The organism is Aerococcus mictus (genome assembly GCF_003286595.3).
Taxonomy (GTDB): domain Bacteria; phylum Bacillota; class Bacilli; order Lactobacillales; family Aerococcaceae; genus Aerococcus; species Aerococcus mictus.
Window position 1 is genome coordinate 263,571 of record NZ_CP132985.1, and the last position, 25,225, is coordinate 288,795.

20 protein-coding genes are annotated in these 25,225 nt (G+C 42.0%); 15 read left to right on the forward strand and 5 right to left on the reverse strand.

Going from position 1 to position 25,225, the window contains the following annotated elements; all coding sequences use genetic code 11:
• The first annotated feature begins 28 nt into the window (after nucleotides 1-28).
• Genes DBT49_RS01210 through DBT49_RS01220 form a run of 3 tightly spaced genes read left to right on the forward strand, consistent with a single transcriptional unit; the run spans nucleotide 29 to nucleotide 3,794 of the window.
• The gene (locus tag DBT49_RS01210; protein WP_070559544.1) at nucleotides 29-2,155 is read left to right on the forward strand and encodes a BglG family transcription antiterminator; all 2,127 of its coding nucleotides are present in this window, start codon (nucleotides 29-31) and stop codon (nucleotides 2,153-2,155) included.
• A 50-nt stretch (nucleotides 2,156-2,205) separates the two neighbouring features.
• Nucleotides 2,206-2,649, forward strand: coding sequence for a PTS sugar transporter subunit IIA (locus tag DBT49_RS01215; RefSeq protein ID WP_013669286.1), 444 nt, complete (start codon nucleotides 2,206-2,208; stop codon nucleotides 2,647-2,649).
• On the forward strand, nucleotides 2,649-3,794 hold the full coding sequence (locus DBT49_RS01220; RefSeq protein WP_070559543.1) for a mannitol-1-phosphate 5-dehydrogenase: 1,146 nt from the start codon (nucleotides 2,649-2,651) through the stop codon (nucleotides 3,792-3,794). Before DBT49_RS01215 ends, DBT49_RS01220 begins: the two co-directional genes overlap by 1 nt.
• A 91-nt stretch (nucleotides 3,795-3,885) precedes the next feature.
• On the opposite strand, the gene DBT49_RS01225 is transcribed toward DBT49_RS01220, so the two are convergent.
• Both DBT49_RS01225 and DBT49_RS01230 read right to left on the reverse strand, forming a co-directional pair.
• Nucleotides 3,886-4,410 (reverse strand): acyl-CoA thioesterase, encoded by a 525-nt coding sequence (locus DBT49_RS01225; protein WP_070559542.1) that lies wholly within the window; start codon nucleotides 4,408-4,410, stop codon nucleotides 3,886-3,888.
• A 33-nt stretch (nucleotides 4,411-4,443) separates the two neighbouring features.
• Nucleotides 4,444-5,439: a substrate-binding domain-containing protein gene (locus DBT49_RS01230; RefSeq protein ID WP_070559541.1), complete on the reverse strand. Its 996-nt coding sequence runs from the start codon at nucleotides 5,437-5,439 to the stop codon at nucleotides 4,444-4,446.
• Nucleotides 5,440-6,032: 593 nt separating this feature from the next.
• Here DBT49_RS01230 and proS point away from each other — a divergent pair.
• Nucleotides 6,033-7,487 carry a proline--tRNA ligase gene (gene proS / locus DBT49_RS01235; RefSeq protein ID WP_070559540.1) on the forward strand — a complete coding sequence of 485 codons (1,455 nt, stop codon included), beginning with the start codon at nucleotides 6,033-6,035 and terminating at the stop codon, nucleotides 7,485-7,487.
• Nucleotides 7,488-7,985: 498 nt separating this feature from the next.
• Nucleotides 7,986-10,268, forward strand: coding sequence for a glycogen/starch/alpha-glucan phosphorylase (locus DBT49_RS01240; protein ID WP_070559539.1), 2,283 nt, complete (start codon nucleotides 7,986-7,988; stop codon nucleotides 10,266-10,268).
• A gap of 147 nt (nucleotides 10,269-10,415) precedes the next feature.
• On the opposite strand, the gene pnuC is transcribed toward DBT49_RS01240, so the two are convergent.
• Together pnuC and DBT49_RS01250 are read right to left on the reverse strand one after the other, a co-directional pair.
• Nucleotides 10,416-11,168 (reverse strand): nicotinamide riboside transporter PnuC, encoded by a 753-nt coding sequence (gene pnuC / locus DBT49_RS01245; protein ID WP_070559538.1) that lies wholly within the window; start codon nucleotides 11,166-11,168, stop codon nucleotides 10,416-10,418.
• Nucleotides 11,169-11,185: 17 nt separating this feature from the next.
• Nucleotides 11,186-11,815, reverse strand: coding sequence for a deoxynucleoside kinase (locus DBT49_RS01250; protein WP_070559537.1), 630 nt, complete (start codon nucleotides 11,813-11,815; stop codon nucleotides 11,186-11,188).
• A 460-nt stretch (nucleotides 11,816-12,275) separates the two neighbouring features.
• Between DBT49_RS01250 and DBT49_RS01255 the strand changes: the two genes are divergently transcribed.
• Together DBT49_RS01255 and DBT49_RS01260 are read left to right on the forward strand one after the other, a co-directional pair.
• Nucleotides 12,276-12,902: a bifunctional 4-hydroxy-2-oxoglutarate aldolase/2-dehydro-3-deoxy-phosphogluconate aldolase gene (locus DBT49_RS01255; protein WP_070559536.1), complete on the forward strand. Its 627-nt coding sequence runs from the start codon at nucleotides 12,276-12,278 to the stop codon at nucleotides 12,900-12,902.
• 83 nt (nucleotides 12,903-12,985) lie between these two features.
• Nucleotides 12,986-14,412, forward strand: a protein-coding gene (locus tag DBT49_RS01260; RefSeq protein WP_101560582.1) for an IS3 family transposase whose coding sequence is annotated in 2 segments (ribosomal slippage) — nucleotides 12,986-13,496 and nucleotides 13,496-14,412 — 1,428 coding nt in all. Because the reading frame shifts where the segments join, the coding sequence is not laid out codon by codon here.
• A gap of 280 nt (nucleotides 14,413-14,692) precedes the next feature.
• On the opposite strand, the gene DBT49_RS01265 is transcribed toward DBT49_RS01260, so the two are convergent.
• Nucleotides 14,693-15,340, reverse strand: coding sequence for a YigZ family protein (locus DBT49_RS01265; protein ID WP_070559535.1), 648 nt, complete (start codon nucleotides 15,338-15,340; stop codon nucleotides 14,693-14,695).
• Between the two features lie 157 nt (nucleotides 15,341-15,497).
• On the opposite strand from DBT49_RS01265, the gene DBT49_RS01270 reads away from it, so the two are divergent.
• The 8 genes from DBT49_RS01270 to DBT49_RS01305 all read left to right on the forward strand — a co-directional run bounded on the left by DBT49_RS01270 (nucleotide 15,498) and on the right by DBT49_RS01305 (nucleotide 24,930).
• Complete coding sequence (locus tag DBT49_RS01270; RefSeq protein WP_101560486.1) at nucleotides 15,498-16,844, forward strand: DEAD/DEAH box helicase; 1,347 nt, start codon at nucleotides 15,498-15,500, stop codon at nucleotides 16,842-16,844.
• Nucleotides 16,837-17,514, forward strand: coding sequence for a ComF family protein (locus DBT49_RS01275; RefSeq protein WP_070559533.1), 678 nt, complete (start codon nucleotides 16,837-16,839; stop codon nucleotides 17,512-17,514). The genes DBT49_RS01270 and DBT49_RS01275 overlap by 8 nt, the downstream gene beginning before the upstream one ends.
• 118 nt (nucleotides 17,515-17,632) lie before the next feature.
• Nucleotides 17,633-18,202, forward strand: coding sequence for a ribosome hibernation-promoting factor, HPF/YfiA family (gene hpf / locus DBT49_RS01280; protein WP_013668810.1), 570 nt, complete (start codon nucleotides 17,633-17,635; stop codon nucleotides 18,200-18,202).
• A gap of 277 nt (nucleotides 18,203-18,479) precedes the next feature.
• Nucleotides 18,480-20,852 carry a preprotein translocase subunit SecA gene (secA, locus tag DBT49_RS01285; protein ID WP_070559532.1) on the forward strand — a complete coding sequence of 791 codons (2,373 nt, stop codon included), beginning with the start codon at nucleotides 18,480-18,482 and terminating at the stop codon, nucleotides 20,850-20,852.
• A gap of 298 nt (nucleotides 20,853-21,150) precedes the next feature.
• Nucleotides 21,151-22,261 (forward strand): peptide chain release factor 2 gene (gene prfB / locus DBT49_RS01290; protein ID WP_101560485.1). Its coding sequence is split into 2 segments (ribosomal slippage): nucleotides 21,151-21,222 and nucleotides 21,224-22,261, totalling 1,110 coding nucleotides; the frame shifts between segments, so codons are not numbered across the junction.
• A gap of 84 nt (nucleotides 22,262-22,345) precedes the next feature.
• Entirely contained in the window at nucleotides 22,346-23,089 is a 744-nt protein-coding gene (locus DBT49_RS01295) for a response regulator transcription factor (protein WP_070559530.1), read from the forward strand.
• Nucleotides 23,086-24,480, forward strand: a complete 1,395-nt coding sequence (locus tag DBT49_RS01300; RefSeq protein WP_111872429.1) for a sensor histidine kinase — start codon at nucleotides 23,086-23,088, stop codon at nucleotides 24,478-24,480. The genes DBT49_RS01295 and DBT49_RS01300 overlap by 4 nt, the downstream gene beginning before the upstream one ends.
• Nucleotides 24,481-24,930: a sensor histidine kinase gene (locus tag DBT49_RS01305; RefSeq protein WP_111872428.1), complete on the forward strand. Its 450-nt coding sequence runs from the start codon at nucleotides 24,481-24,483 to the stop codon at nucleotides 24,928-24,930.
• Nucleotides 24,931-25,225: the final 295 nt, after the last annotated feature.

The window sequence follows — 25,225 nt, forward strand, 5'->3', positions numbered from 1 at the left end:
AAGTAGCTTTTACAGAGAGGATTAGGCCATGTACTTTTCAGAACGAGAACGGGTCATATTACAGTGCTTTATGGAGCAAGGCGATGGCGTGAGCTTGGAAAGTTTAAAGATGACCTTACAAGTCAGCCAGCGCACAGTTTATCGGGAATTGAATAATTTAGCAGCTTCCTTGAACAAGTTTGGGATCGAAATCGGTCGTGACCGCAAGCAGGGTTACTTCTTACGCTATCCCAAGGACTTTACGGCTTATGATTTAAAGGATATTCTCGGACCAAAGCAAAGGCAGGCATCCTGGCCTTTCTTTGACCGGGAGATACGCCAGCAACACCTGGCCTGCCAATTATTACTAGAAAACCCAGAATTGACCAGGCAAGGCCTGGCAGCGGATTATGGCGTCAGCCCAGCCACCATTCAAACTGACCTCAAGGCGGTTGGTGAGGCCCTATTGAATTATGACCTCCACCTCCTCCGTGATGATAAGAAGAATTATTTGGTTAGGGGCTGGGAAGCTGAACGCCGGCAAATGTTGAGTTCACTTTTAAGTCAAAATATTGACGAATATACCTTCTTCCATCCCAACCGCCAAGGTGGACAAAACAGTCAAGCCTTTATGGCTTTACTAGAGGGGGAAGACTTGGAATTAGTCCAGCAAATCTTTAATCGCTTGAATCCGACAACCTTTGCTAAGGTGACGGATAACCAGTTGAAGCTGATTATGCTCCAAGTTACGGTCACTATTCTTCGTTTAAAGTCGGGCCAGCATTTAGAAGACGGAGGGCAAGAAAAAAGCAAACACTTAGCCCTCTCCCGGCCAGGGAAAACCGAACAACATTTAGCCCAGCAAATTATGGCTTGGTTATCGGATGCTTTAGCCTTACCGATTGGTATTAATGAACGGAATTTCTTGGCCCAGCAGTTAGAAGGGGTCAATTACAAGCCACTTGAACACTTGCTGATTGAAAATTACGATGGAACCTTTCTCTATCAGGTTTCCGAGCTTATCCAAGCTGTTAGTGAAAAAACAGCCAACGATTTCCGCACTGATTCAGCCCTTTACTATAATTTAGTCACCCATATCCAGGCAACCTTTAACCGACCGGAAGTGAGTGAATTTCAAGAATCTCCCCATACCTTATTGGACCGGATAACTGACCAATATTTTGACCTTTACCAGGCAGTGGGGACGAGCTTTTCCCAAGCCTTCCCTGGTCAGAAGATTGGCCGTGATGAATTGGCCTATATTGTTATTCACTTTGCGACCTCCTTGGAACGTCACCCCCAAGGCCGCCAGCAAATTTCCTTGCTCTTGGTTTGCGCGAGTGGGATGGGAACGACAAAAATTCTGGAAAACCGTTTGAAAAAGTACATTAAACAAAATCTATTGATTGATGTGGTGAAATTATCAGCCTTAAATCAAGTTGCGCTAACTTCCTATGACATCGTCTTATCCACCCTGTTCTTACCAGGGCTCAGTCGTCACTATCACTTGGTCTCCCCCTTGCTCTTAGACGATGAATTAAAGGCCTTAGAAATAGAAATTGAGCAAATCGCTCAAAATAAGGATCGGGTAGGAGCTCACAATCGGACTGGGGAAGTAGGAAGCTTAGCGAGAAATAATCAGGAGCTCAGTTTAGAAAATTATTATCATAAGATCAAAGAGGCTTATCAAGTCTACCAAAGCTTTCAAGTGATTAAAGTCAATAATACTGGGAAGGCTAAGCTTGATCTCAAAGCCTTACTTGACCAACAAATAGGGCAACTTAGGGGCCAGCAAGTTGGTGATAGCCAGCAGGTCAGCGAGGCGGTCATGCGTCGATTTAAAGAATCGGCTATCGGCATCCCGCATTCAAGTATTGGACTCTTCCATACGAGTCATGTTGAGGTCCTAGAGCCATACTTTGTCATTTATGACTTGGCGGAGGGTTACCCTATTTTGGGCATGGACCACCAAATGATGACCCTGAGACGTTTGCTACTACTCTTAGCTCCCAATCCCTTAAGCCCCTGGATACAGGAAGTGATGGGAGCAATATCGAGTTCCGTGATTGAAAATGATGCTAATCTCTCCCTCTATGATCGAGGCGATGAAGGGCGCTTGAAACAGTTATTGAATAACATATTACTGGCTATCATAAAAAATATGGACAGTCTATAAAAAAGCAAAAATGATGTAGGAGTTTTCCTGGAGATAAAAGGAGTGAGGAAATGGAATTAAAAGAATCGATGATTCGTTTGAATCAATCCTTTATTAATAAAGAAGATGCCATTCGTGCAGCGGGGCAATTGCTCGTTGATGACGGCGATGTGGAAGAAGAATATATTGATTCCATGTTAGCCCGTGAAGAAGTGGTTTCAACCCATATGGGGAATTTTATTGCCATTCCCCATGGCACCGATGAAGGTAAAGATAAGGTAAAAGCAACTGGTATTTCGGTGATCCAAGTACCATTCGGGGTTGATTTTGCCCCCGATGAGCCAGAAGAAAAAATGGCTATGATGGTTTTTGGTATTGCGGGGATTGGTAATGAACACTTGGATCTTTTATCCAAGATTGCAGTTGTATGTTCAGATATGGACAGTGTTGTACGCTTAGTCAATGCAACAAGTGCCCAAGAAATTATTGCTATTTTTGAGGAGGCAGAAGTTTAATGAAAGCTGTACATTTTGGTGCGGGGAATATCGGACGTGGTTTTATTGGTGAAGTATTAGTCGCCAATGGTTTTACCGTTGATTTTGTGGATGTGAATGAAACGATCGTGGATGCCTTGAATGAACGAAGATCCTACCAAATTGGTTACGCGGCACCAGGAGAAGAAAAAATTGATATTTCTGGTGTGAAAGCCATTAATAATGGAAAAAATCCTGAAGCCGTGGTTCAAGCCATTCAGGAAGCAAATATCATTACCACTGCGATTGGTCCTAATATCCTTCCCTATATTGCTGAATTAATTGCCCAAGGCTTACAAGCACGTCGCCAAGCTGGGGTGAGTGAACCTATTGATGTCATCGCTTGTGAAAACATGATTGGAGGGACCGATTTCTTACACCAAGAAGTCGATAAATACCTGACCGACCAAGATCAAGACTATATTGACCGTTATGTTGGTTTTCCTAATGCAGCTGTCGACCGGATCGTCCCTGAGCAACACCATGAGGATGTCCTCTTTGTTAGTGTAGAACCCTTCAAAGAATGGGTGGTTGACCAAACCCACTCCAAGGCTAAGGACATTCGCTTAGATGGGGTTCTTTATGTGGATGACCTCGAACCTTACATTGAACGGAAATTATTCTCGGTCAATACCGGCCATGCTTCTGTGGCTTATTCTGGAGCAGCTAAGGGCTATCAAACCATTGGCCAAGCCTTAGAAGATGACACCATCTTAGAACGTTTGAAAGCAGTCCTTCAAGAAACCAGCAGCTTGTTAATTGCCAAGTGGAACTTTAAGGAAGCGGATATGGCCGCTTACCGGGAAAAAATTGTTGAACGTTTCCAAAATCCAATGATTGTTGACCAAGTCAACCGGGTAGGCCGAACACCAATCCGTAAGTTAGGTTATAATGAACGCTTTATCCGCCCAATCCGTGAATTAAAGGAACGGGGCTTAGACTATAGCAATCTGCTAGCAGTGGTTGGCCTAGCCTTTAACTTTGATAATCCCCAAGACGACCAAAGTGTAGCCTTACAAGAAAAATTACAAAAGCAAAGCTTAGAAGAAGTCATCCAAGATGTCACCGGCTTGAATGATGCGGACTTAGTTCATGAAATTAAAGCCGCAGTGGAAGCCGCTAAATAATTTCTACAAAAACTTCAGTAAAAAAGAGGTCAGAAGAAAAATTCTGACCTCTTTTTATCTGAACAATTTTAAAAGATTAAGCTACTCTTGCTTAATGAAAATGATGTTTCATTTTTTCTTGGATGATTTGATCTTCTTTTCTTTGTTCTTGGCGGATCTTGCGACGGGAGTCATAACCAGAACAAATGTAACGTTCTTCATCGGTTTCCGGTTGAATTTTGGGCATGGTGAAATCTTCATCTTCTTTTGGAGTAGCGACAAAGGTTAAGAAAGAGGTTGCTCCAATGAATTTACGGTTTTCCTGATAATTTTCACCAATCACTTTGACAAAGACTTCCAAGCTGCGATGACCAGTCCCAGTGACATAACACTCAATGCGGACAATTTCTCCTAATTTAAAGGGACTAATGAAGTTCATATTGTCCAAGGAGGCTGTTACCCCAGAACAGCGGGTGGCCTTATGAGCAGCGAGACTAGCCACATTGTCGATTAAATAGAGTAACTCCCCACCATAGAGGTTCCCAGCTGGGTTAGTATGGGCAGGTAAAATTAGCATTTCATGGACAACTAGTGTGTCTTTACAATTAAGGACTAAATCCTTTGTTTCGTTTTCCATAGTGACATCCTACTTTCTAATTAAGCCGCTTGATTAACTGGTGGTTCCTCCCTTTATGATTTGGTAAGGAAGCTTCAGGTCAGTGTCAAGCGTTTCATTTTCCATTAACTTGGTCAAGGCCCGCATGGCAACAGCACCAATATCATAGATTGGTGGGGCGATTGAGGAGAGTTCTGGACGTGACATGTTGACAATTGAAGAATTATCTGAAGCCATGATTTCGACCTCTTCAGGGACCTTAACGCCATTATCTAATAAGGCATTGAGTAAGCCAATGGCGATGGTATCATCGGTAGCAATAGCAGCATCAGCTTCTATTTCAGAGAAAGTCTCGTAAAGGGCATAGCCTGAGTCATAAGAAGGTGACTTCGCCGCAATTAATAAGTCTTCATTGACGGCATGTCCTGCTTCTGTTAAGGCCTTTTCATAACCTTGTAATTGCCGGCTTTGGCTCACCTTGAAGCCTTGGTCACTACCAACGAGGGCGATTCGTTTCTTACCCTTAGCTAAGAAATCTTTAGTGACTTGGTAGTAGGCATCTTCCACGTCTATATTAATCGTAGGCATGGTTGCTTCAGGATCGATTAAATCAGTGAAGACGCAAGGACGACCAGCGGCGGAAATTTTTTGCCGGGCTTCTTGAGAAATGCTATTCCCGATAAAGATAATGCCGTCGACTTGCTTCATAATTAAACTTTCCACCCCAGCAGCGTCATGTTCAGGGTCGGCGTTAGCTAAAATAATATTGTATTCGTACATATTAGCAATATCATCGATCCCCAAAGCCAGCGAACTGTAATAAGGGTTAGTAATGTCTGGTAAGTGTACCCCGATATAGCGGGTCCGCTTGCTGGCTAAACCGCGGGCAATGACGTTAGGATGGTAATTTAATTCTTTAATCACTTTCATGACTTTTTCTCTAGTCTTAGGGCGCACATTAGGATTTCCGTTAACGACACGTGAAACTGTGGCCATGGATACCCCTGCTTGGTGGGCGACATCATAGATTGTCACGTTTTGTTTCTCCATAATAAAACTCCTTCGAAAAAATTTACTGACTTAATATAGCAAAGGTGTTTTTCTTTTGCAACCGTTTACTCATTTATTATATCACGTTTTCATTAACTTTCATAAAAAATAAAATCTTTCCTTAAAAGTTATCGTCGCTTATTACGCTGAAAAGCGCTTAAGCCTGCTTGCTGGCTAAGAAAACACCTGTCTCTTTCATTATATATAAAATATTAATTTAAAAAGTTTATCATAAAATGATAAATAGAAAAAGTTTTTGTAACAAAAACATTCTTGACAGTATTTCTCTAAGCGTTGAGCTTTTTCCTATTGACAAAAGGCCCTAAGTCGGCCACAATGAAAGATAGTTTAGACTAGTAAATTGTTGAAGGGTTAAGAGAGAGTTTGGCTGCTGAAAAAACTACCCCGCTCACAATTGAACCTACTAAAATACTAAGTAAAACTTAGCAAGTGCAAGCATTTGCAGGGGAGACACCCTTATCGTCCAATGAGATAAGCAAAAGCTTAATAAAGGTGGTACCGCGAGTCATATCGTCCTTTTAGGGGATGGTGGACTCGCTTTTTTATCGGATAAAGTGGAAAAGGAGATTACAATGGCAAAAGAAACAACAAGTCATTTACAAGAAAATGATTTTTCTAAGTGGTATTTACAAAGTATTCAAAAGGCTGATTTATTTGCCTATGGTCCTGTTCGTGGAACCATGGTCTTTAAACCTAATGGCTATGCCTTATGGGAAAAAATTAAGACCGAATTTGATAAGAAATTTAAAGCATCAGGAGTAAAGAATTGCTACTTCCCCATGTTAATTCCCGAGTCCTTCTTCAAGAAAGAAGCTGACCATGTTGAGGGCTTTGCCCCTGAATTACCCTGGGTAACTCGGGCGGGTGACGAAGAATTAGAGGAACCAGTTGCCCTTCGTCCTACCTCAGAAACCCTCTTTGGTAATGCCATGTCTGACTGGATTAACTCTTACCGTGATTTACCTATGGAACTTAACCAATGGGCCAATGTTTTCCGTTGGGAGAAACGGACTCTACCATTTTTAAGAACCTCTGAATTTCTCTGGCAAGAAGGCCACTGTGCTTACGCTACTGAAGAAGAAGCCCGGAAACGGACCATGCACTTCCTAAAGGTATATCAAGAAACCGTCGAAGACTTATTAGCCTTACCCGTTTATGCTGGTCAAAAAACCCCTTCGGAAAAATTTGCTGGCGGGGTGGATACCTATTCGATCGAGGCCATGGTGAAAGACACCAAATCTGTTCAAGCAGGGACCTCACACTACTTAGGGACCAATTTTGCAGAAGCCTTTGATATTAAGTATCTTAATACCGAAAACCAACACGTTTATGCCCATACCAGTTCTTGGGGCGCCTCGACCCGCTTGATCGGGACCATGATTATGGTCCATGGTGACGAAAAGGGAGTTGTCTTCCCACCAAAAATGGCACCCATTCAAATTGCTTTGATTCCAGTTGGCAATGTGAAGAAGAACCCTGAAGTCCTTACTCGCCTAGAAGCCATTGAAAAGGACCTACAAGCAGCCGGCTATTCAACTTATTTAGATGATTCTAATAATTCGGCTGGTTACAAGTACAATGAAGCTGAAGTGAAAGGGGTCCCCCTACGGATTGAATTTGGTCCACGGGATATGGAAAATGGCCAATGCATGATTAAGATGCGTGACTTAGAGGACAAAGAAGCGGTTAACTTAGATGACTTACTCGACAAGGTTGCCAGTGAAATGGAAACCATGCAAAAACGTCTCTATGACAAGGCAGATCAATTCCGTCATGACCATGAACATTTCGACATCGACACCCTGGACCAATTAAAGGCACATATCAAGTCTTGTGAAGAAAAGGGAGAATACCCAGGCTGGGTCCTTGCTGGCTGGGATGGCACGGAAGAAACAGAAGCCAAGGTCAAAGAAGAAACCGGCTTTACTACCCGGAATATTCCATTTGAGCCAGCAGTAGAAAAAACCGTCGACCTGGTTAGCGGAAAACCCGCAAAACACACCGTTTGGTTTGCCCGCGCATACTAATAGGATTCCTTAATATATAATTAGTGTAATGAGCATTCGTTCTGCTTTTGAAATTTAGTCGTTATAGAGCCATGGCATCGGTTCGGGCCAAGGTCCCTCACCTAGCGAGCTTCAAACGGCTAGTAAGGCTAGCGCCAACTAGCCGTAATTCACATTGCTTGCTTGGTCATGGCTAACGACCTAATTTCAAAGCGCCACTACTGCTTAAAACTGTTTATTAAAATCTTTTAAAAAATCATAGATAAAACATACTTATGGATTATTATCTAAGAGGGCAGAGGCCCTCTTTTTTATTAACTCAAACAAGCTTCTTCTACTAACTAAAGACCAGTCGTTTTATATTTTAAGTGGTTAACTCTTGTTTTTATCTCAGGGGAAAATAGAAAACGCTTGCTCAATGAGATGAAATCAGCTATTTTAATAGTATATTACTTAATTTTTTTAAAGTGGATACAACTTTTTAGTTGTTATTATCCAAGTACGAGAAAGGATCCACCTATGAATACAATGGCAGCTATGGCAAAAAATCAATTTCATAAGTCCATAGAAGATATTAGTGACCAGGAACTTTATTATTTATTACTCGATTTAATCAAAGATAAAAGCAAAGGTTTAGCCACTAATCACAGTAAGAAAAAACTTTATTATATATCAGCAGAATTCTTAATGGGTAAATTACTGGTCAATAATCTCTTAAACTTAGGAATTTATGACCAAGTTGAAGAAGAATTACAGGCTCACGGCCGATCCCTAACGGAAGTGGAACAAGCAGAAAAAGAACCTTCACTCGGTAATGGAGGGTTGGGACGCTTGGCTTCTTGCTTCTTAGATTCTATTGCCAGCTTAGGCATGAACGGGGACGGAATCGGTTTAAATTACCATTTTGGTCTCTTCCGTCAGTTTTTTGATAATAACCAACAAACGGCCAAGCCTGATGATTGGTTAGGGGGGAGAACTTGGTTAAACCGCACCGAGACTACTTTTACTGTTCCCTTTAAAAATGGGCCAGTCGCTTCCACCTTATATGAGATTGATATTATCGGCTTTAAAAAAGGGAAACGTAACCGTCTCCGCTTATTTGACCTGGACACGGTGAATTCTGATTTAATCCAATGGGGGACTATCCAGTTTGATAAGAAAAATATTCCTGAAAACCTGACCCTTTTCCTCTATCCTGATGACTCTGACCATGCTGGGCGGATGCTAAGAATCTATCAACAATACTTTATGGTCTCTAATGCTGCCCAATTGATTATTCGTGAAGCCTTGGATCGTGGGTCCAACCTCCATGATTTAGCTGACTATGCGGTCATCCAGATTAATGATACCCACCCTACCTTCATCATTCCTGAATTGATCCGACTTTTAACTGAAGACCACGACTTTACTTTTGAAGAGGCGGTGGCAGTTGTCCGTCAGGTGGTAGCCTTTACTAACCATACTATTTTAAGTGAGGCCTTGGAAAAATGGCCATTGGGAGATATTGAAGCCGTTCAACCGGAAATTGCTAATATTATTTGCCGCTTAGACCGTCAGATTAAGGAAGAGTTTCCAGATAATCATGCGGTTGAGATTATCGATGGTTCCAACACGGTCCATATGGCCAGCATTGCCATCCATTTCGGCTTTTCAACTAACGGCGTAGCCCGCTTGCATTCGGATATCTTGGTGAATAGTGAGCTCAAGGCCTTTGCTGATATTTACCCAGAAAAATTCTCCAATAAGACTAATGGGATTACTTTTAGACGATGGATAATGGCTGCCAATCCGCGTTTGGCTCATTTAATTGACCAAAGCATTGGTGACCAATGGCATCAAGGGATTTCAGATCTTAACGATTTAAGCAAAGAAAAGGACAATAAGGATTTCATGGATCAACTAGCTCAAATTAAGCAGGCTAATAAAGACCGTTTAGCGGAACATTTAAAGGCAAGTAAACGGATCGAGATTAAGCCAGATTCAATTATTGATGTTCAAATTAAACGGATCCATGAGTATAAACGTCAACAAATGTTGGCCCTTTATATTATCTACAAATATTTTGATATCAAGAACGGCAACTACCCGCAAACCCCAATCACCATTCTTTTTGGCGGCAAGGCCGCTCCAGCCTATACCATTGCCCAAGATATTATCCACTTAATTCTTACCTTGTCGGCGCTGATTAAGGAAGATCCTGAAGTGGCCCCTTATTTACAGGTTGAGTTTGTCTCCAACTATAATGTCACCGAAGCAGAATACCTCATTCCGGCGGCTGATATTTCTGAACAAATTTCCTTAGCCTCAAAAGAGGCGAGTGGAACTGGTAATATGAAATTTATGCTCAATGGTGCCTTAACCATTTGTACCTTGGATGGGGCGAATGTGGAAATTGCTGAGCGGGTAGGGGAAGACAACATCTACACCTTTGGTAAGTCTAGTGATGAGATCATTGACCTCTATGCGAATAATGGCTATAATCCGCAAGATTACTATAATCGTCCCGCCATTAAACCCTTGGTTGACTTCATTGTGAGTGCGGAGATGATTCGCCTAGGCCACGAAAGTCAATTACGGCGTCTCTATGAAGATATCAAGAACAAGGACTACTTCATGGCGATGATTGACTTAGAAGAATATATCACGCTTAAAGATAAGATGTACCAAGACTATGAGGACCAAGAGGCTTGGTTGGATAAGGTCTTAGTTAATATTTCAGAAGCGGGCTACTTCTCCAGTGACCGTACGATTTTGGAATATAATGAGGATATTTGGCACTTAGAAGTGGCTGATTCTGAATAAGCAGTTAGTGACATGATTGAAACAAAAAATGCAGCAAGCCTAAGGACTTTGCTTGAGAAGTAGGAGCGATTAGAACTTCTCAGTGATCCTTCTGTGCTTGCTGCACTTTTTATTTATTATGTTGTTGAAGATGGAAGCGACAAGTCTTTAGTCGGTGCATTCGTTTTCGTATTCTAAGGCAGAGCTCTTACCTTTAGACCAGATAATTAAACCAGCAATCCCTTGAGCTAACATGCCTAGGTAGGAGAAACCAACGATCAGGTTACCTGCTTGTAACCAAAGAATTACTGAAAGGACATCGTTAATTAACCAGAGATAGTAACCGTCCTTGTGACCAGTCACTTGGCGTTGTTGGGCAGTAAAGGAAATCCCATTAGTGATGGCGTCTAAGACAATTTGTTGGCCACCTAATACATAGGAGAAAGCCCCCAAACCAATGGTCCAGAAGAAGACCGCTTGGCAAATTATTTTTAAATTAAAGTATTGGTCCACATGGAGGTCACCATTTTCGTCACGACGTTTAGCCCAACTGAAGTGGCCAACAAATTCGGTGATGAGATAGTAAATAGATGAAAACATATCTCCGTAAATTCCTAGGATAGCGGCAGCGGCAATCCCGAAGATGTTTTGAATCCCGTTGACAATAAAAGTAGGTTGCCATTGAATGGCTAAGGTCCAAGTGCCTAAAAATCCAAAGATACTCATCCCTAGAGACATAAGGATGTTAAGGTCAAATTCTTGGCTGGTTAAACTGGTAATAATTCCATATAAATTAAATCCCAAGGAGACGATAAAACCAAAAGCGATGATAGCTAATTCTACCTTGTTGAGTGGTTTTAAGGCGCGGTGAATACATTCTTTTAAGGACAGGGTCTTAGTGGCTTTGTTTTGTTCTTGCATATATTTTCCTCGTTTTTCTATTGAATTTTTTCTAAGTAAGTGTCAATGCTATCGAAAATGATTTGGGCATCTTGGGGGCGATGAATGTCATAATTATCCACATTTAGCCGCATTTTAGGTGATTGGTCATAGTCTGCATACCATTGACCATAGTGGCTGTGGAGTTGACGGTAATAGTCGTAAAGGCCGTTATCAGAACTTGGTTGTTCATAAACCCGGCCCCGTTTTTTGATGTTTTTGACAGCGTTGTCTAGGGAACTATCTAAAAAGACTAGGAGGTCAGGAGCCTTTTTAGGTAAGCTGTCTAATTCTTCCATCATATTGGCTAGTAAGTCACGGTAGATGTCAAACTCTTCTTCAGAGATATTCCCGTTTAAGACATTCAAATAGGTGAAAAGTTCGTCTTCGTAAATACTACGGTCCAAAACGTTATTATTATCGAAAAAGGCTGCCTTAATATTTTTAAAGCGTTGGTTTAAAAAGTAAATCTGTAAGGAAAAGGCATATTTCTTGGGGTCTTGGTAATATTTATCAAGGATGGGGTTTTCCTCGACAGGTTCGTAAAATACTTTTGTGCCTAAATATTCAGCTAATTTTCCGGCATAGGTCGATTTTCCTGCGCCGATGGTTCCAGCAAAAACTATCACTATTGTAATCCCTACTCTCTAACTATATATTGTGCTGTTTTCTTATAAAAATAAGTGTAAACACTATATCTTGTGTCCGAAAAGTATTCTATCATAGGATATTGAGAAGGCCAAGGAAGAAATTTGCCTGGGATCTTTGACCTATTTGACTAAGCTTGAGACTGCCTGGATGGCTCAGCCTAATTATTTTTAAAATTTAATTAAGCTTTTGTATATAGTGGTCTTCTTTATAAAAGTTCTAAAATGACTGATAAGGTGATGAAATCGCTTGCGAAAGCGTTAACAAGCTGCTATAATAACCTTGTGAGTCCCTTACAATGCTTACCCAAAACCTGTAAGGGCTTTTTTGTTTTCAAGGAAATATAAAGCAGCCCGGGGCTTTTTTCTAGCAAATCCTAGTAATCGTGTTAGACTGAATAATAATAAGCAGCGTAATTTCAATGAGTGGAGGACATTAGGTATGGCAGAAACTTTTAAAGAACGATTGGGCAAAGAGCAACTCTTACCCTTATACACGGTCAATGACTTAGGGTCGGTAGCCTTAGCTGAGGCGGTTCTAAGCGAAAATAACTTATCCTTTATCGAAGTGACCTACCGCAGTGACCTGGCTTCTCAAGCCATTCAGCAATTGGCGGATAGAGGCAAATTAGTTGTGGGAGCAGGCACAGTCCGTGACTTGGATACCGCCAAGGACGCCATTGACCATGGCGCGCAATTTATTGTCAGTCCAGGTTTATCGACTGAAGTGGTCAACTATTGTTTGAAAGAAGATATTCCTGTTTTCCCCGGAGCAGTTACTCCAAGTGAAATCATGCAAGCCATGGACTTAGGCCTTGACGTGGTGAAATTCTTCCCAGCCAATGTCTATGGGGGGATGTCAGCGATTAAGTCTTTAGCAGGACCTTTCTTTGATATCCAATTCATACCCACTGGCGGGGTCAATAGTGACAACTTCACCGACTATTTAGCCAATGACGCCGTATTGGCAGTGGGGGGCTCCTTTATCTTGTCTGAAAAAGAGGTCTTAAAAGATGAAGGAAAGACAGCCTCAGAAAAATTAGCTGCCTTAACCAAGCAGCTCCACTAAAACTTATTGGAAGATAAACACCCAGCTTTTTGTAGTGACCCCCAAAAGTTGGACTAAGAATTCAACTTTTGGGGGTTATTTTTATGTCTAAATATTCATTAGAATTTAAACTGAATTTAGTAGGAGACTATATTGCGAAAAAAGGAAGTTATCGAACCTTAGCTAATAAAGCAGGAATAGATCCTTCTATTTTACGAAGGTGGGTTAATAACTATTATGAATTTGGTGTAGATGGTTTAAAGAAAAGGCGGACTCAACAGGTTTATACTGTTGAATTCAAATTAAATGCGATAGAATTGTATGAAAGTACGGAAATGAGTTATCGCGAATTGGCCAATTCATTAAACATGAATAATCCAAGTCTAATCGCTAATTGGCGAAGAGCTTATCATGAAAGAGGACTTGATGGCCTTTCCGCGAGGAAAGGAAGGCCACCTAAAGTGTCTAAAAAGAAATCACAAATCAATCAAATAAAGGATAGCAGCGAAACCAATCAGTTAAGTGAAGCAAAAATAAAGGAACTTGAACAACGGATTACGGATTTAGAAATTGAGAACAAATTTTTAAAAGGATTGAGGAGACGTGTGGCTCAAAGAGTCAAGCGAGAAAAGAAGAAATAGTGACCGAAATCACACGTCTCCATGATGAAAAATATGCTTTAAAAGATATTCTTAGCGTTTTAAAGTTTCCTAAATCGACCTACTTTTATTGGAAAAATAAAGATGAGGAAATTGATAAGGATGCCGATTTAAAAGAGGAAATGAAAGACATCAGAGAAACCCATAAGGATTATGGTTATCGAAGAATGCGAGCTGAACTGCTTTCCCGTGGTTATAAGGTCAGTAAAAACAAAGTTCAACGCCTAATGAAAATTATGGGGATACAGGTCACTAGCTATACTAGAAAGACAAGAAAATATAATTCCTACAAAGGAACGATTGGAGAGATAGCGCCAAATCGTATCAACCGGCGGTTTGATTCGACCATTCCTTATCAAAAAATAACAACAGACACAACAGAATTTAAATACTACTATGCCGATGATTCTGGGAATTATCAAACTGGAAAACTCTATTTAGATCCTTACATGGATCTATTTAATCGAGAAATTATTTCTTTTAAGATAACACATCAGCCTAATGGACAAAGCATGTTGGAGGGGCTACAAGCTGCCATTGAAGCAAGTAAATTATGTCCATACAGAAGAACCTTTCATTCTGATCAGGGCTGGGCCTATCAAATGAAAAGTTACACCCGGCTCTTGAAGGATCACCGAATTTTTCAAAGTATGTCTCGTAAAGGAAATTGCTTAGATAATTCGCCAATGGAGAATTTCTTTAGTCTACTAAAACAAGAAGTCTACTATGGTCGGACTTATCATTCCTTTGAAGAATTAGCACAAGCGATTGAAGATTTTATAATCTATTACAATGGTGAAAGAATCAAAGAAAAATTAGATTTTAGGAGTCCTATAGAATTTCGTCTTCATCACGCTTCTTTCGCCGCTTAATGATTACACATAAACTTTAAACTTATCAAGAGCCGCTACGCTCTTCCTCTTGACAAGTTTAAATTTCTGAGTAAATGTGTCGGCAAGAAATAAGCAAGAACTGTAAGCAACAAAAAAGAGCTGGCCAAAGGCCAACTCACTATATATAAAGTCCAACTTATTGGGGTCACCATATTTTAGCGGCTGGGTGTTTTTTGAACGAAGATTTTTATTAGCTAGCTAAAAACTGACAACAAATAAGCCTGATTTCACCCCTTGGGGTAAGATCAGGCTTATTTCTTTATTGATCAGTATCGACCGGGACAGGCACATCGACATAGACTTCTTCACCAATCTGAAAACTGGCTTGGGCAGCAGTGAGGTTGGTGAGTTCTTCTTGGACCTTGTCCACTTCTTGACTCGGGACGCCTAAGTGATAGGTCACTTTTTCTAAGTAGGAGGTATCTAAGAGAGAATAGGGGGAGTTTTCCACCCAGTAAGCCATGCTACCATTGAGGGAATAATCGATAGTCACATCGACTTGGGTTTGCAAGCGGCGTTCAACCACACCAATCTGGTGGACGGCTTCGGAAACGGCACCGCTATAGGCACGGACTAAACCGCCAGCTCCCAATTTGGTGCCCCCAAAATACCGGGTAACCACACAGGCAACGTTTTTTAAATCCATATTTTTTAGGACTTCCAGCATAGGCACTCCAGCTGTTCCGCTGGGTTCACCATCATCGAGGGCCCTTTGAATTTCATTACGCTCACCGATTTGGTAGGCGACACAGTTGTGGGTGGCCTTATAATGCTCTTTTCTCACCTCTTCAACAAAAGCGTCGGCTTCTTCCTTCGTGTAGGCACGCTGAATCCGACAAATAAAGCGTGATTTTTTGATTTCTATTTCATGTTCACCAGCACATTTAATGGTACGGTATTCAATCATTGATGGCTCAGCTCGTTTCTGTTTATTTTCTCCTTATTGTAACTAAAGCAGGTCTAAACTTCAAAAGTCTCCTTTTATTCGTCAATTGAGAGGGTGAATTTGGTCGTTAATTACGGATGAATAGTTTAGTCAGGTGATGAAGAGAGGATGAATAAGCGTGCAAGACTTACTTTTAGGACGGCTGCTGGCAGCGAATGAACTGCCAGATGACCTTGATTTAAGCAGTATTCCTAGTCTTCCAGCAATTAAAGCTGAGGGAAAGCAATTAATTTGCCAACGTTGTTTTAACCATTTGGCCTTTCAGCCTAATCCTTGCATTTGTGACGGCCCGTGCTTTTATTGTTTAAATTGCCTGGCCTTTGCCAAATTAAGAACCTGTGACCGGCTTTATTATGACTTAGACCCTCACTTTTACTTTAAAGACTTATGTCGGGAGCAAACTTACCTAGAATGGCCCGGGACCCTATCGCTCCAGCAAGAGCAGTGTGCTAAACAATTACTGACTTCCTATCAAGCGGGACGGGATCATTTGGTTTGGGCGGTCACTGGAGCAGGAAAAACAGAGATGATTTTTCCCTTAGTGGACTATGCCCTCCGCCAGGGTCAGCGCATCGCCTTGGCTACGCCTCGGGTCGATGTCTGTAATGAGTTATTCCCCCGCTTTCAAGCTGCCTTTCCGGATATTGATATTCTCCTTCTCCACGGCAAGGTAGACCATCCCTACCGCCTCAGCCCCTTGACTATTGCTTCGACCCACCAGTTACTGCGCTTTTACCAGGCCTTTGATCTTTTAATTGTTGATGAAGTCGATGCCTTCCCCTACCATGGTGACCCCTTATTAGAAGCAGCTAGTCGGCGAGCCGTCAAAGATACCGGCGTGCGGGTGGAACTCACGGCCACCCCTTCAAGAGACCAGCAAGCGGCTATCAAGCAGGAAAAAGTAGCCGCTTCTATCCTACCAGCCCGCTACCACCGCCATCCTCTTCCAGTTCCCAAGCACCGCTGGGTGGGCGACTGGCGCCAAGCCATTGCTAAGGGGCGCTTGCCGGGCGTATTAGGGGCAACCATCAAGTCTTTTTTGAAGAAGGGCGAATCTTTTTTACTTTTCCTTCCCCATATCGCCTTGATGGAAGAACTCGAAAAACTTCTCCATAAGCATTTTAAGGGGTTAAGCTTTACCAGTGTTTCCTCTAAAGACCCCGATCGGATTGAAAAGGTAGCCGCCATGCGTGAAAAGAATTATCAGTTTTTACTGACCACTACTATTTTAGAGCGGGGCGTGACCTTTCCCGGAATTCACGTCATTGTCTTAGGGAGTGAGGACCGGGTCTTTAACACCTCTTCCTTAGTTCAGATTGCTGGACGGGTAGGGCGAAAACCTGACCAAGCCAGCGGGCAGGTGTATTTCCTTCATGAGGGGAAAACCAAGGACAGCCTGCAAGCGGTCAAGCAGATTCAGTGGCTGAATCAAGAAGCTAGGAAGCGGGGCTTGATTGATGAGTGAGTGCTTATTGTGTCAAGAAAGCTTTCAAGAAAAGCTTAGCTTAAAAGAACTCTTTACCTGGAAGAGCTGGGAGCCTATTATTATCTGTCCGACTTGCCAAGAGGCCTTTCATTATTTAAAGGGGCCGCGTTGTCAGCAATGTAGCCGGGAATGGGAAGAAGGGGACTACTGCCCTGACTGTTTGACCTGGCAAAGGGAGGATGGCTGGTACTTTCGTAATTACTCGCTCTGCGCCTATAATGCTATCTTTAAAGACTGGCTACATACCCTGAAAAGTAAGGGCGATGTCAGGGTGGCCGGCTTATTTACTAAAGAACTCAGGAAGATTAAAGGCGACTATCCCGGATACACCTGGTTAGCCATTCCTGGTTCAAGTGCAAAGTTTAAAAAGCGCGGTTTTCATCAAAGTGAGCTCATTTTGGACCAGGCGGGTATTGCCTACCAACGCTTAATCCACCTAGCTGGATCCAAAAAGAAACAGGCCCAGTTGAACCGCCAAGAGCGCTTAGCTAACCAACGTCAGATTGAACGCTTGACAGAAGGACCACTTCCTCAAAAAATTCTTCTCTTTGACGATGTCTATACAACCGGTGCGACGATCCACCAAGTGGCCCGTTTTTTAGAATCTTTTGGAGTAGAAGAAATTACTTCACTCACGCTGGGACGTTAGGGAAAACTGCCTTATGACTTGAATTAAAGCGCTATCTAACATATAATATAAGTAGTAAGAAAGAAGCTTATTAAGGGCTTCTGCCAGACGAAGTTTGGCTTAGGAAGGATGAGTAATTATGTTTACTTACAATGTTCGCGGAGAAAATATTGAAATCACTCCTGCTATCCGTGATTATGCAGAGAATAAGATTTCAAAAATCGAGAAATACTTTAAAGACGCTCCGGATACAACCGTCTATGTGAATGCCAAAGTCTACCAAAACGGAGAGGCTAAAGCAGAAGTTACCGTTCCCCTACCACGTTTAACCTTACGGGCTGAAGAAACCTCCCAAGACCTTTACGGTAGCATTGACTTAGTGGTTGATAAACTCGAACGCCAAGTGAAGAAATATAAAACTCGGATTAACCGCAAATCACGTGAAAAAGGCATTTCTGACGTGATGTTTACTGAAAACAATCAAGAAGACAGTAAAGATGACAATGACAGCAATATTGAAATTGTCCGTACCAAGAGTATTGCGGTAAAACCAATGAGCGCAGAAGAAGCGGTCTTACAAATGGAAATGTTAGGACACTCATTCTTTATTTATGAAGATGCTGAAAGTGAAAGCGTGTCCTTAGTTTATAAACGCCATAACGGTAAGTATGGTTTAATCGAAATCGAAAAAGACATCGTTAACGAATAAGGGAAATTATTTTCGTAGACAAGCTGGATCACCTCGATCCAGCTTTTTTGAGTGGAAAGACTTAAGTTTACCAGGGAAAGCTCTTCTGACTAGCTGGCGGAAGCTGAAAAGAACGGGGCCGCTAGAATATAAAAAATGATTTCATTTAGCCGAGGGGACTTGCTTCTGTTACAATCAATGGGGAAAGTTTTTCTTGTTTTCATAGCTATAAAAAAATGCTAGAATAATAAAGATACCTTATTTATGCAAGGAATACGAGTAGATTAAGGAGAATTCCATGGCCAACATTTTAAGAAAAATGTTTGATAACGATAAAAGAGAATTAAAACGTTTTAATAAACAAGCAAAAAAAGTGGAAGCACTTGCTGATAAATACAGTGAGTATTCCGATGAACAATTACGGGCAAAAACCACCTCTTTCCGTGAGCGCCTCGCTTATGGGGAGACCCTAGAAGATATCTTAGTCGAAGCCTTTGCTACTGTTCGGGAAGCAGCTAAACGGGTTTTAGGTTTATATCCCTACCATGTCCAAATCGTGGGGGGCTTAGCCCTGCATTATGGGAATATTGCTGAGATGAAGACCGGGGAAGGTAAGACTTTGACGGAGACCATGCCAGTTTACCTCAATGCCCTAGAAGGTAAAGGGGTTCATGTGGTAACAGTCAACGACTACCTAGCCCGCCGTGACTCGGTTGATATGGGAGAAGTCTATCGCTTCCTGGGTTTAACAGTCGGTTTAAATACCAATGACCTAACCGCCGAAGAAAAACGGGCTGCCTACCACTGTGATGTGACTTATTCCACCAACAATGAATTAGGTTTTGACTACCTACGTGACAATATGGTGGTCTATAAAGAACAAATGGTCCAACGTCCTTTGCATTACGCCATTGTCGACGAGGTAGACTCCATCTTGATCGATGAAGCCCGGACGCCTTTGATCATTTCTGGTCAAGCTGAACAATCCACAGCCCTTTACCAACGGGCCGATTATTTCGTTAAGTCCTTGAAAGAGGAAGAAGACTATGTCATTGATATTGAGTCGAAAACCATTAGTCTGACTGAACAAGGGGTTGACAAGGCTGAGGCAGTTTTTCACTTAGATAATCTTTACGATGTGGAAAATGGTCCCCTCATCCACCACATCGATACGGCCTTACGGGCTAACTACATCATGATACGTGATATTGACTACGTGGTTCAAGAAGATGAAGTGAAGATTGTGGATGGCTTTACTGGTCGGATTATGGAAGGACGGCGCTATTCAGATGGCCTCCACCAAGGGATTGAAGCCAAGGAAAATGTGCCGATTCAAAATGAATCCAAAACCATGGCCACCATTACCTTCCAAAATTACTTCCGGATGTATGACAAATTAGCCGGGATGACCGGGACAGCCAAAACGGAAGAACAAGAATTTCGTGAAATCTATGACATGGATGTTATCCAGATTCCTACCAACCGTCCAGTCCAACGTGAAGACGCCTTGGATAAGATTTATCCTAACTTGATGACCAAATTCCGTGCTGTAGCTGATGAAATTGAAAGTCGCCACAAAAAAGGTCAACCGGTATTGGTAGGGACAGTTGCGGTGGAAACTTCAGAATTACTGTCACGGATGCTCAGTGAACGAAACATCCCCCACAATGTCCTAAACGCTAAAAACCATGCCCGCGAAGCTGAGATCATTGCGCAAGCAGGGCAAGAAGGCGCCGTAACCATTGCTACCAACATGGCTGGACGTGGGACCGACATTAAATTAGGACCTGGCGTCAAAGAGCTGGGCGGCTTGGCAGTTATTGGAACGGAACGCCACGAATCACGTCGGATTGATGACCAATTACGGGGTCGTTCTGGTCGGCAAGGAGACCCAGGCTTCTCCCGTTTCTACTTATCCTTAGAAGACGACTTGATGCGCCGCTTTGGTTCTGACCGGGTGAAAGCCATCTGGGAAAACCTCCAATTAGAGGATGACGATGTTTCGATTGAAAACCCCATGCTGACTCGCCAAGTAGAGTCCGCTCAAAAACGGGTAGAAGGTAATAACTACGATACCCGTAAGAGCGTCTTAGAATACGACGAAGTCATGCGTGAACAACGGGAAATCATCTATAGCCAACGCCAACAAATTATTGATGAAAAAGAATCCCTTGATAAAATCATGTGGGCGATGATTGAACGTACCGTTGAGCGTATGGTAGAGCAGTACACTGCTGGAACTGAAAAAGAGTGGAACTTAGAAGCCCTCTATGACCAAGTGTCTACCGAAATCCTACGCTCAGATGCTATTCAACTCAGTGATTTACAAGGTAAGTCTCAAGACGAGCTTAAGCAATTCATTACCGATAAAGCCCGCCAACGCTTCCAAGAAAAGTTAGATAATATTGCTAACCCTGACCTGATCTTGGAATTTGAAAAGGTAGTTATTCTGCGGGCGGTTGACACCCGCTGGACCGACCATATTGATGCCATGGATCAATTACGCCAAGGGGTAGGACTGAGAGCCTATGCGCAAAATAACCCATTAGTGGAATACCAAACTGAAGGTTATGAACGCTTCAATGATATGATTTCTGGCATTGAATACGATGCCAGCCGCATCTTTATGAATTCTGAAATCCGTCAAAACCTACAAAGACAACAAGTTTAAAAAGGATGTGAGGAAGGATCAGGGAGGGGACTCCTTGGAAGAAAAGCTGATCGTTCAACTTTTCTGAAAGGACATCCCCTCACCCTTCCGAGCTCAACTGAAGAAAGTGCGACAGGCGCCTTAGCAGGCAAGACCTTTAGCGAAATGGAGCTCGTCTCGCACTTGGGACACGTTTAACAGAGTGTGACTGGAACACGTTTAACGATTAGGAAAGAAGGACTGGGCTCGTGGGGCTTACAGTCCTTGTTTTCTTATTACTCAATTTAAAAATAAGGATTTTTTATAAAGGAGCAGTTCGATGGAAATTAGTGAATTACGTCATCTATTAGCAGAAAACCAAGAACAATTGACCAGCTTCGGGAGGTCTCTTTGACTTAGAGGAGTTAGAAGCCCAACTAGCTGAATACCAAGACCGCATGCTAGCCCCTGATTTCTGGGATGACCCGAATCAGGCCCAGGAAGTAATCAATGAAAATAATCAAGTCAAGGCGGTTTATGATACTTACCATAAATTGCTGTCAACTTATGAGGACTTACAGGCTTATGATGACTTACTTACAGAAGAAGAGGCTGACCAAGAGCTTTACCAAGATTTTGAAGACCAAGTGCTCGCCTTCCAGGAAGAGATGGAGGATTATGAGCGTCATATGCTACTCAATGGCCCTCACGATAAGGCGGCAGCTATCTTGGATATTCATCCTGGAGCGGGAGGAACTGAGTCTCAAGATTGGGCCAGCATGCTGCTAAGGATGTATCAACGCTGGGCGGATAGTCATGATTTCACTTTTACCCTCTTTAACTATCAGGCGGGCGATGAAGCGGGGATCAAGTCGGCTACCTTTGAAATTAAAGGCAATAATGCTTATGGCTTATTGAAATCGGAGCACGGGATCCATCGCTTGGTCCGCATTTCTCCCTTTGACTCCAACAAGCGTCGGCATACTTCCTTTGCTTCCGTAGAAGTCATGCCTGAGATTGATCAGAATACGGAAATAGAAATCAATGATGATGACTTACGGATCGATGTTTTCCGTGCTTCTGGTGCTGGAGGTCAGCATATTAATAAAACGTCATCAGCCGTTCGCATTACCCATATTCCAACTGGAATTGTGGTTTCTTCACAAAGTCAACGTTCTCAACTACAGAACCGGGAAACCGCTATGAAAACGCTGCAAGCCAAACTCGCCCGTTTATTAGAAGAAAAGAACGCCCAAGAACTTGATGAAATCCGGGGCGAAAAGTCTGAGATCGCCTGGGGTTCTCAAATTCGTTCTTATGTTTTCCACCCCTATCAAATGGTCAAAGACCATCGGACGAATTATGAAGAAGGCGATACCAGTAAGGTGATGGATGGCGATATCGATGGCTTTATCGATGCCTATCTTAAAGAGACTATCAATCAGGATTAAGAAGAAAATGTTATAGAGTTCTTTTTCAGATATTTTTTTGCTACAATAAGAACTGATGATTGATAACAAGGGGGAGGCTTATTCATGAAGAAAGTTCTAGTCGTGGATGACGAAGAATCAATTCGGAAGTTGTTAGAATATAACCTATCTAAAGAAGGCTATGAGGTCACTTCATCGGCTGATGGTAAGGCAGCTTATGATCTTGCAGGCGAGAAAAACTTTGATTTTATTATATTAGATTTGATGCTTCCTTCCATGGATGGAATGGATGTATGTAAGCAATTGCGTCAAGATAAGGTAAATACACCGATCTTGATGCTAACTGCCAAGGATGATGAGTTAGAAAAAATTATTGGCCTTGAACTGGGAGCGGACGATTATATGACAAAACCCTTTAGTCCGCGAGAAGTGGTCGCACGAATGAAGGCCATCTTACGTCGGTCACGTGATTATGGCAAATTGTCTAGTGATCAAGAAGACAAGAAGGAAGCTGACCAAGACCCAGCCGGGGAAGAGGAATCAGTGATCCAAGTAGGCGATATCACCATTAATAAGAGCGATTTTTCCGTTACTGCCCATGGGCAAGCGGTAGATATGACAAAGAAAGAATTTGAACTCTTGACTTATTTAGCTGAACGGGTAGACCGGATAGTTTCTCGGGAAATTCTCTTATCCAAGATTTGGGATTTTGATTACTCGGTAGGTTCCCGCTTAGTGGATGTGCATATCAGTCACTTACGGGAAAAGATTGAAAAGGATCCTAAAAATCCTGAATACATCATTACGGTTAGAGGCTTTGGCTATAAATTTGAGGTGCCCAAAGCATGAAGCGTTTAACTTTAATCATAACAACAGTGTTTTCACTGTTGTTTATTTTATATAGTTTTCTTTTTGCTTATAATGCTAACGAAGTTGTTCAAGTCACTGTCCAGCAGGAAACCCAAGAATCCATGCGGGACACAGTTCATTCTGTCGAACGCATCACTAAGAACTTGACCGCAGAAGATGTGGTGAACAATAGTTCCGCTTGGTTCGATGCCCAACAGGAAATTATGAACACCCTTAATCCTATGGAACGGGTGTCTATTTATGACGCTAACCATAAGGAAGTTCTCTCCTTTGGTAATAAACTCTTAGCCAATATTCCCTTTACCGAAGCGGGGAAGCAGGCCTTAGATAAGAATTTATCCTTTACCGAATTTGAAAATGAAGAAGATATGACCACCTATGACTACACTGGCTTGATCAAGAATAAGAACCACCAGCCCATCGCTTCCATCCGAGTTCTGCGGAATGTTAACGATATTACAGAGGCGCAAAACCGCTTATTGATCGTGTCTGTCGGTGGGTCGGTGGTCATGGTCTTAATCCTTTTAGCGATTCTTTCCTATTACTTTAAAAAAATTGCCCAACCCATTTATTCCATTTCGGATGTGGTCGGTCGGCTGTCTAAGAGTGACTACTCGATTCGTTACAACCAGCTGGGAGTGGCTGAAATTGACGAGTTGGGAGACGATATCAATGACTTAGCCAGCAATTTGTCCCGGCAAGATATCCAAATTTCTATGCAGGAGGAACGCTTGCAACTCCTGATGGATTATCTGGTGGTAGGGGTTTTAATGATTGATAAAAAACACCGCATTAAAGTGGCTAATAAGGCAGCCTATAGTATTTTTGATTTAGATGATAATGTGATTAATCATAAATATGAAGAAGTGCTGACAGGCTATCGGCTCTTACAAATGATAGAAACTTGCTATTCCACCAAAGAGAATGTTAACGATGAAGTTTACCTCTATTATCCTAAGGAATTGATTTTGGATGTTAATATTCTCTATGTTCCTAAGAAGGCCAATGTCTCTGGGATCAGTGAGCAGGTAGTGGTATTAGCCTATGATATTACTGAAATTCGCCGTTTAGAAAAAGTGCGCTCTGATTTCATTGCCAATGCTTCCCACGAATTAAAGACGCCTGTCACCGCCTTAAAAGGCTTTACAGAAACCTTACTCGATGGGGCCTTAGAAGATGAGGATACCGCTCGAGAATTTGTCGAGATTATGAACCGGGAAGCTAACCGACTGGGTTTTCTCATTAATGATATTTTAGATTTGGCTAAGATTGAGCAAGACCAACTCGGTCACCGTAGTGAAACAGTGCAACTGAACCGTGTGATTGCTGAAGTCGTTCATTCTTTAGAGATTCCTGCCAGCGAAAACTAAGTGGAAGTCCACTATGATAATGATCTTGAAGCAGGCATTCGTTTTACTACTGAAGAAATGCGCTTAAAGCAGATTTTGACCAATTTAATCAACAATGCTATCAAATACAACAAGGCTGAGGGAGGCCAAGTTTGGATTAGTTCTGCAGTGACTGAGGATGATAAATATGTTGTTATTGCTATAAGAGATAATGGACTTGGCATTCCTGACGAAGATATCCCTCAGATTTTTGAACGTTTCTATCGGGTAGACAAGACCCGGTCCACTGCTTCTGGAGGAACTGGTCTTGGCCTATCGATTGTCCGAAATTTAGTCGCATCAATGAGTGGAAATATTGATGTGGTCAGCGAACTCAATGAGGGGTCGACCTTTACAGTCTATTTGCCTAAAAACGATAAAAATTTACTAGAAATAGAAGCAGATGCCTCCCTGTCTGCTGATAGTGAATAGAAATTAAGTTTTTTAAGGAACAGATTTCAATAGCAGAGAAATACCGATAAATAATATTTTAATAAAGAACAAACTAGAGCAGTCAATGACCTTTAAGTGAAAGGGATTGGCTGCTTTTGTCTTTTTGACTATTTAAAATATAATTTATAAAAAGGAAAAATTTACACAAAATTTACATATATTTTACAAAAATTGGCAAAAAAGGCTAAACCCTAACATTATTTTTACATTAGGGGGCTATAATGGATATAGTAAGAAAAAAACGGTCATCCATGATGGCTATATTTTATCAATC

What these genes read in the sequence shown, in the direction of transcription:
- DBT49_RS01210 (WP_070559544.1), top strand. Translation starts at nt 29, where the DNA reads ATGTACTTTTCAGAACGAGAACGGGTCATATTACAGTGCTTTATGGAG.
- DBT49_RS01215 (WP_013669286.1), top strand. Translation starts at nt 2,206, where the DNA reads ATGGAATTAAAAGAATCGATGATTCGTTTGAATCAATCCTTTATTAAT.
- DBT49_RS01220 (WP_070559543.1), top strand. Translation starts at nt 2,649, where the DNA reads ATGAAAGCTGTACATTTTGGTGCGGGGAATATCGGACGTGGTTTTATT.
- DBT49_RS01225 (WP_070559542.1), bottom strand. Translation starts at nt 4,410, where the DNA reads ATGGAAAACGAAACAAAGGATTTAGTCCTTAATTGTAAAGACACACTA.
- DBT49_RS01230 (WP_070559541.1), bottom strand. Translation starts at nt 5,439, where the DNA reads ATGGAGAAACAAAACGTGACAATCTATGATGTCGCCCACCAAGCAGGG.
- proS (WP_070559540.1), top strand. Translation starts at nt 6,033, where the DNA reads ATGGCAAAAGAAACAACAAGTCATTTACAAGAAAATGATTTTTCTAAG.
- DBT49_RS01240 (WP_070559539.1), top strand. Translation starts at nt 7,986, where the DNA reads ATGAATACAATGGCAGCTATGGCAAAAAATCAATTTCATAAGTCCATA.
- pnuC (WP_070559538.1), bottom strand. Translation starts at nt 11,168, where the DNA reads ATGCAAGAACAAAACAAAGCCACTAAGACCCTGTCCTTAAAAGAATGT.
- DBT49_RS01255 (WP_070559536.1), top strand. Translation starts at nt 12,276, where the DNA reads ATGGCAGAAACTTTTAAAGAACGATTGGGCAAAGAGCAACTCTTACCC.
- DBT49_RS01265 (WP_070559535.1), bottom strand. Translation starts at nt 15,340, where the DNA reads ATGATTGAATACCGTACCATTAAATGTGCTGGTGAACATGAAATAGAA.
- DBT49_RS01275 (WP_070559533.1), top strand. Translation starts at nt 16,837, where the DNA reads ATGAGTGAGTGCTTATTGTGTCAAGAAAGCTTTCAAGAAAAGCTTAGC.
- hpf (WP_013668810.1), top strand. Translation starts at nt 17,633, where the DNA reads ATGTTTACTTACAATGTTCGCGGAGAAAATATTGAAATCACTCCTGCT.
- secA (WP_070559532.1), top strand. Translation starts at nt 18,480, where the DNA reads ATGGCCAACATTTTAAGAAAAATGTTTGATAACGATAAAAGAGAATTA.
- DBT49_RS01295 (WP_070559530.1), top strand. Translation starts at nt 22,346, where the DNA reads ATGAAGAAAGTTCTAGTCGTGGATGACGAAGAATCAATTCGGAAGTTG.
- DBT49_RS01300 (WP_111872429.1), top strand. Translation starts at nt 23,086, where the DNA reads ATGAAGCGTTTAACTTTAATCATAACAACAGTGTTTTCACTGTTGTTT.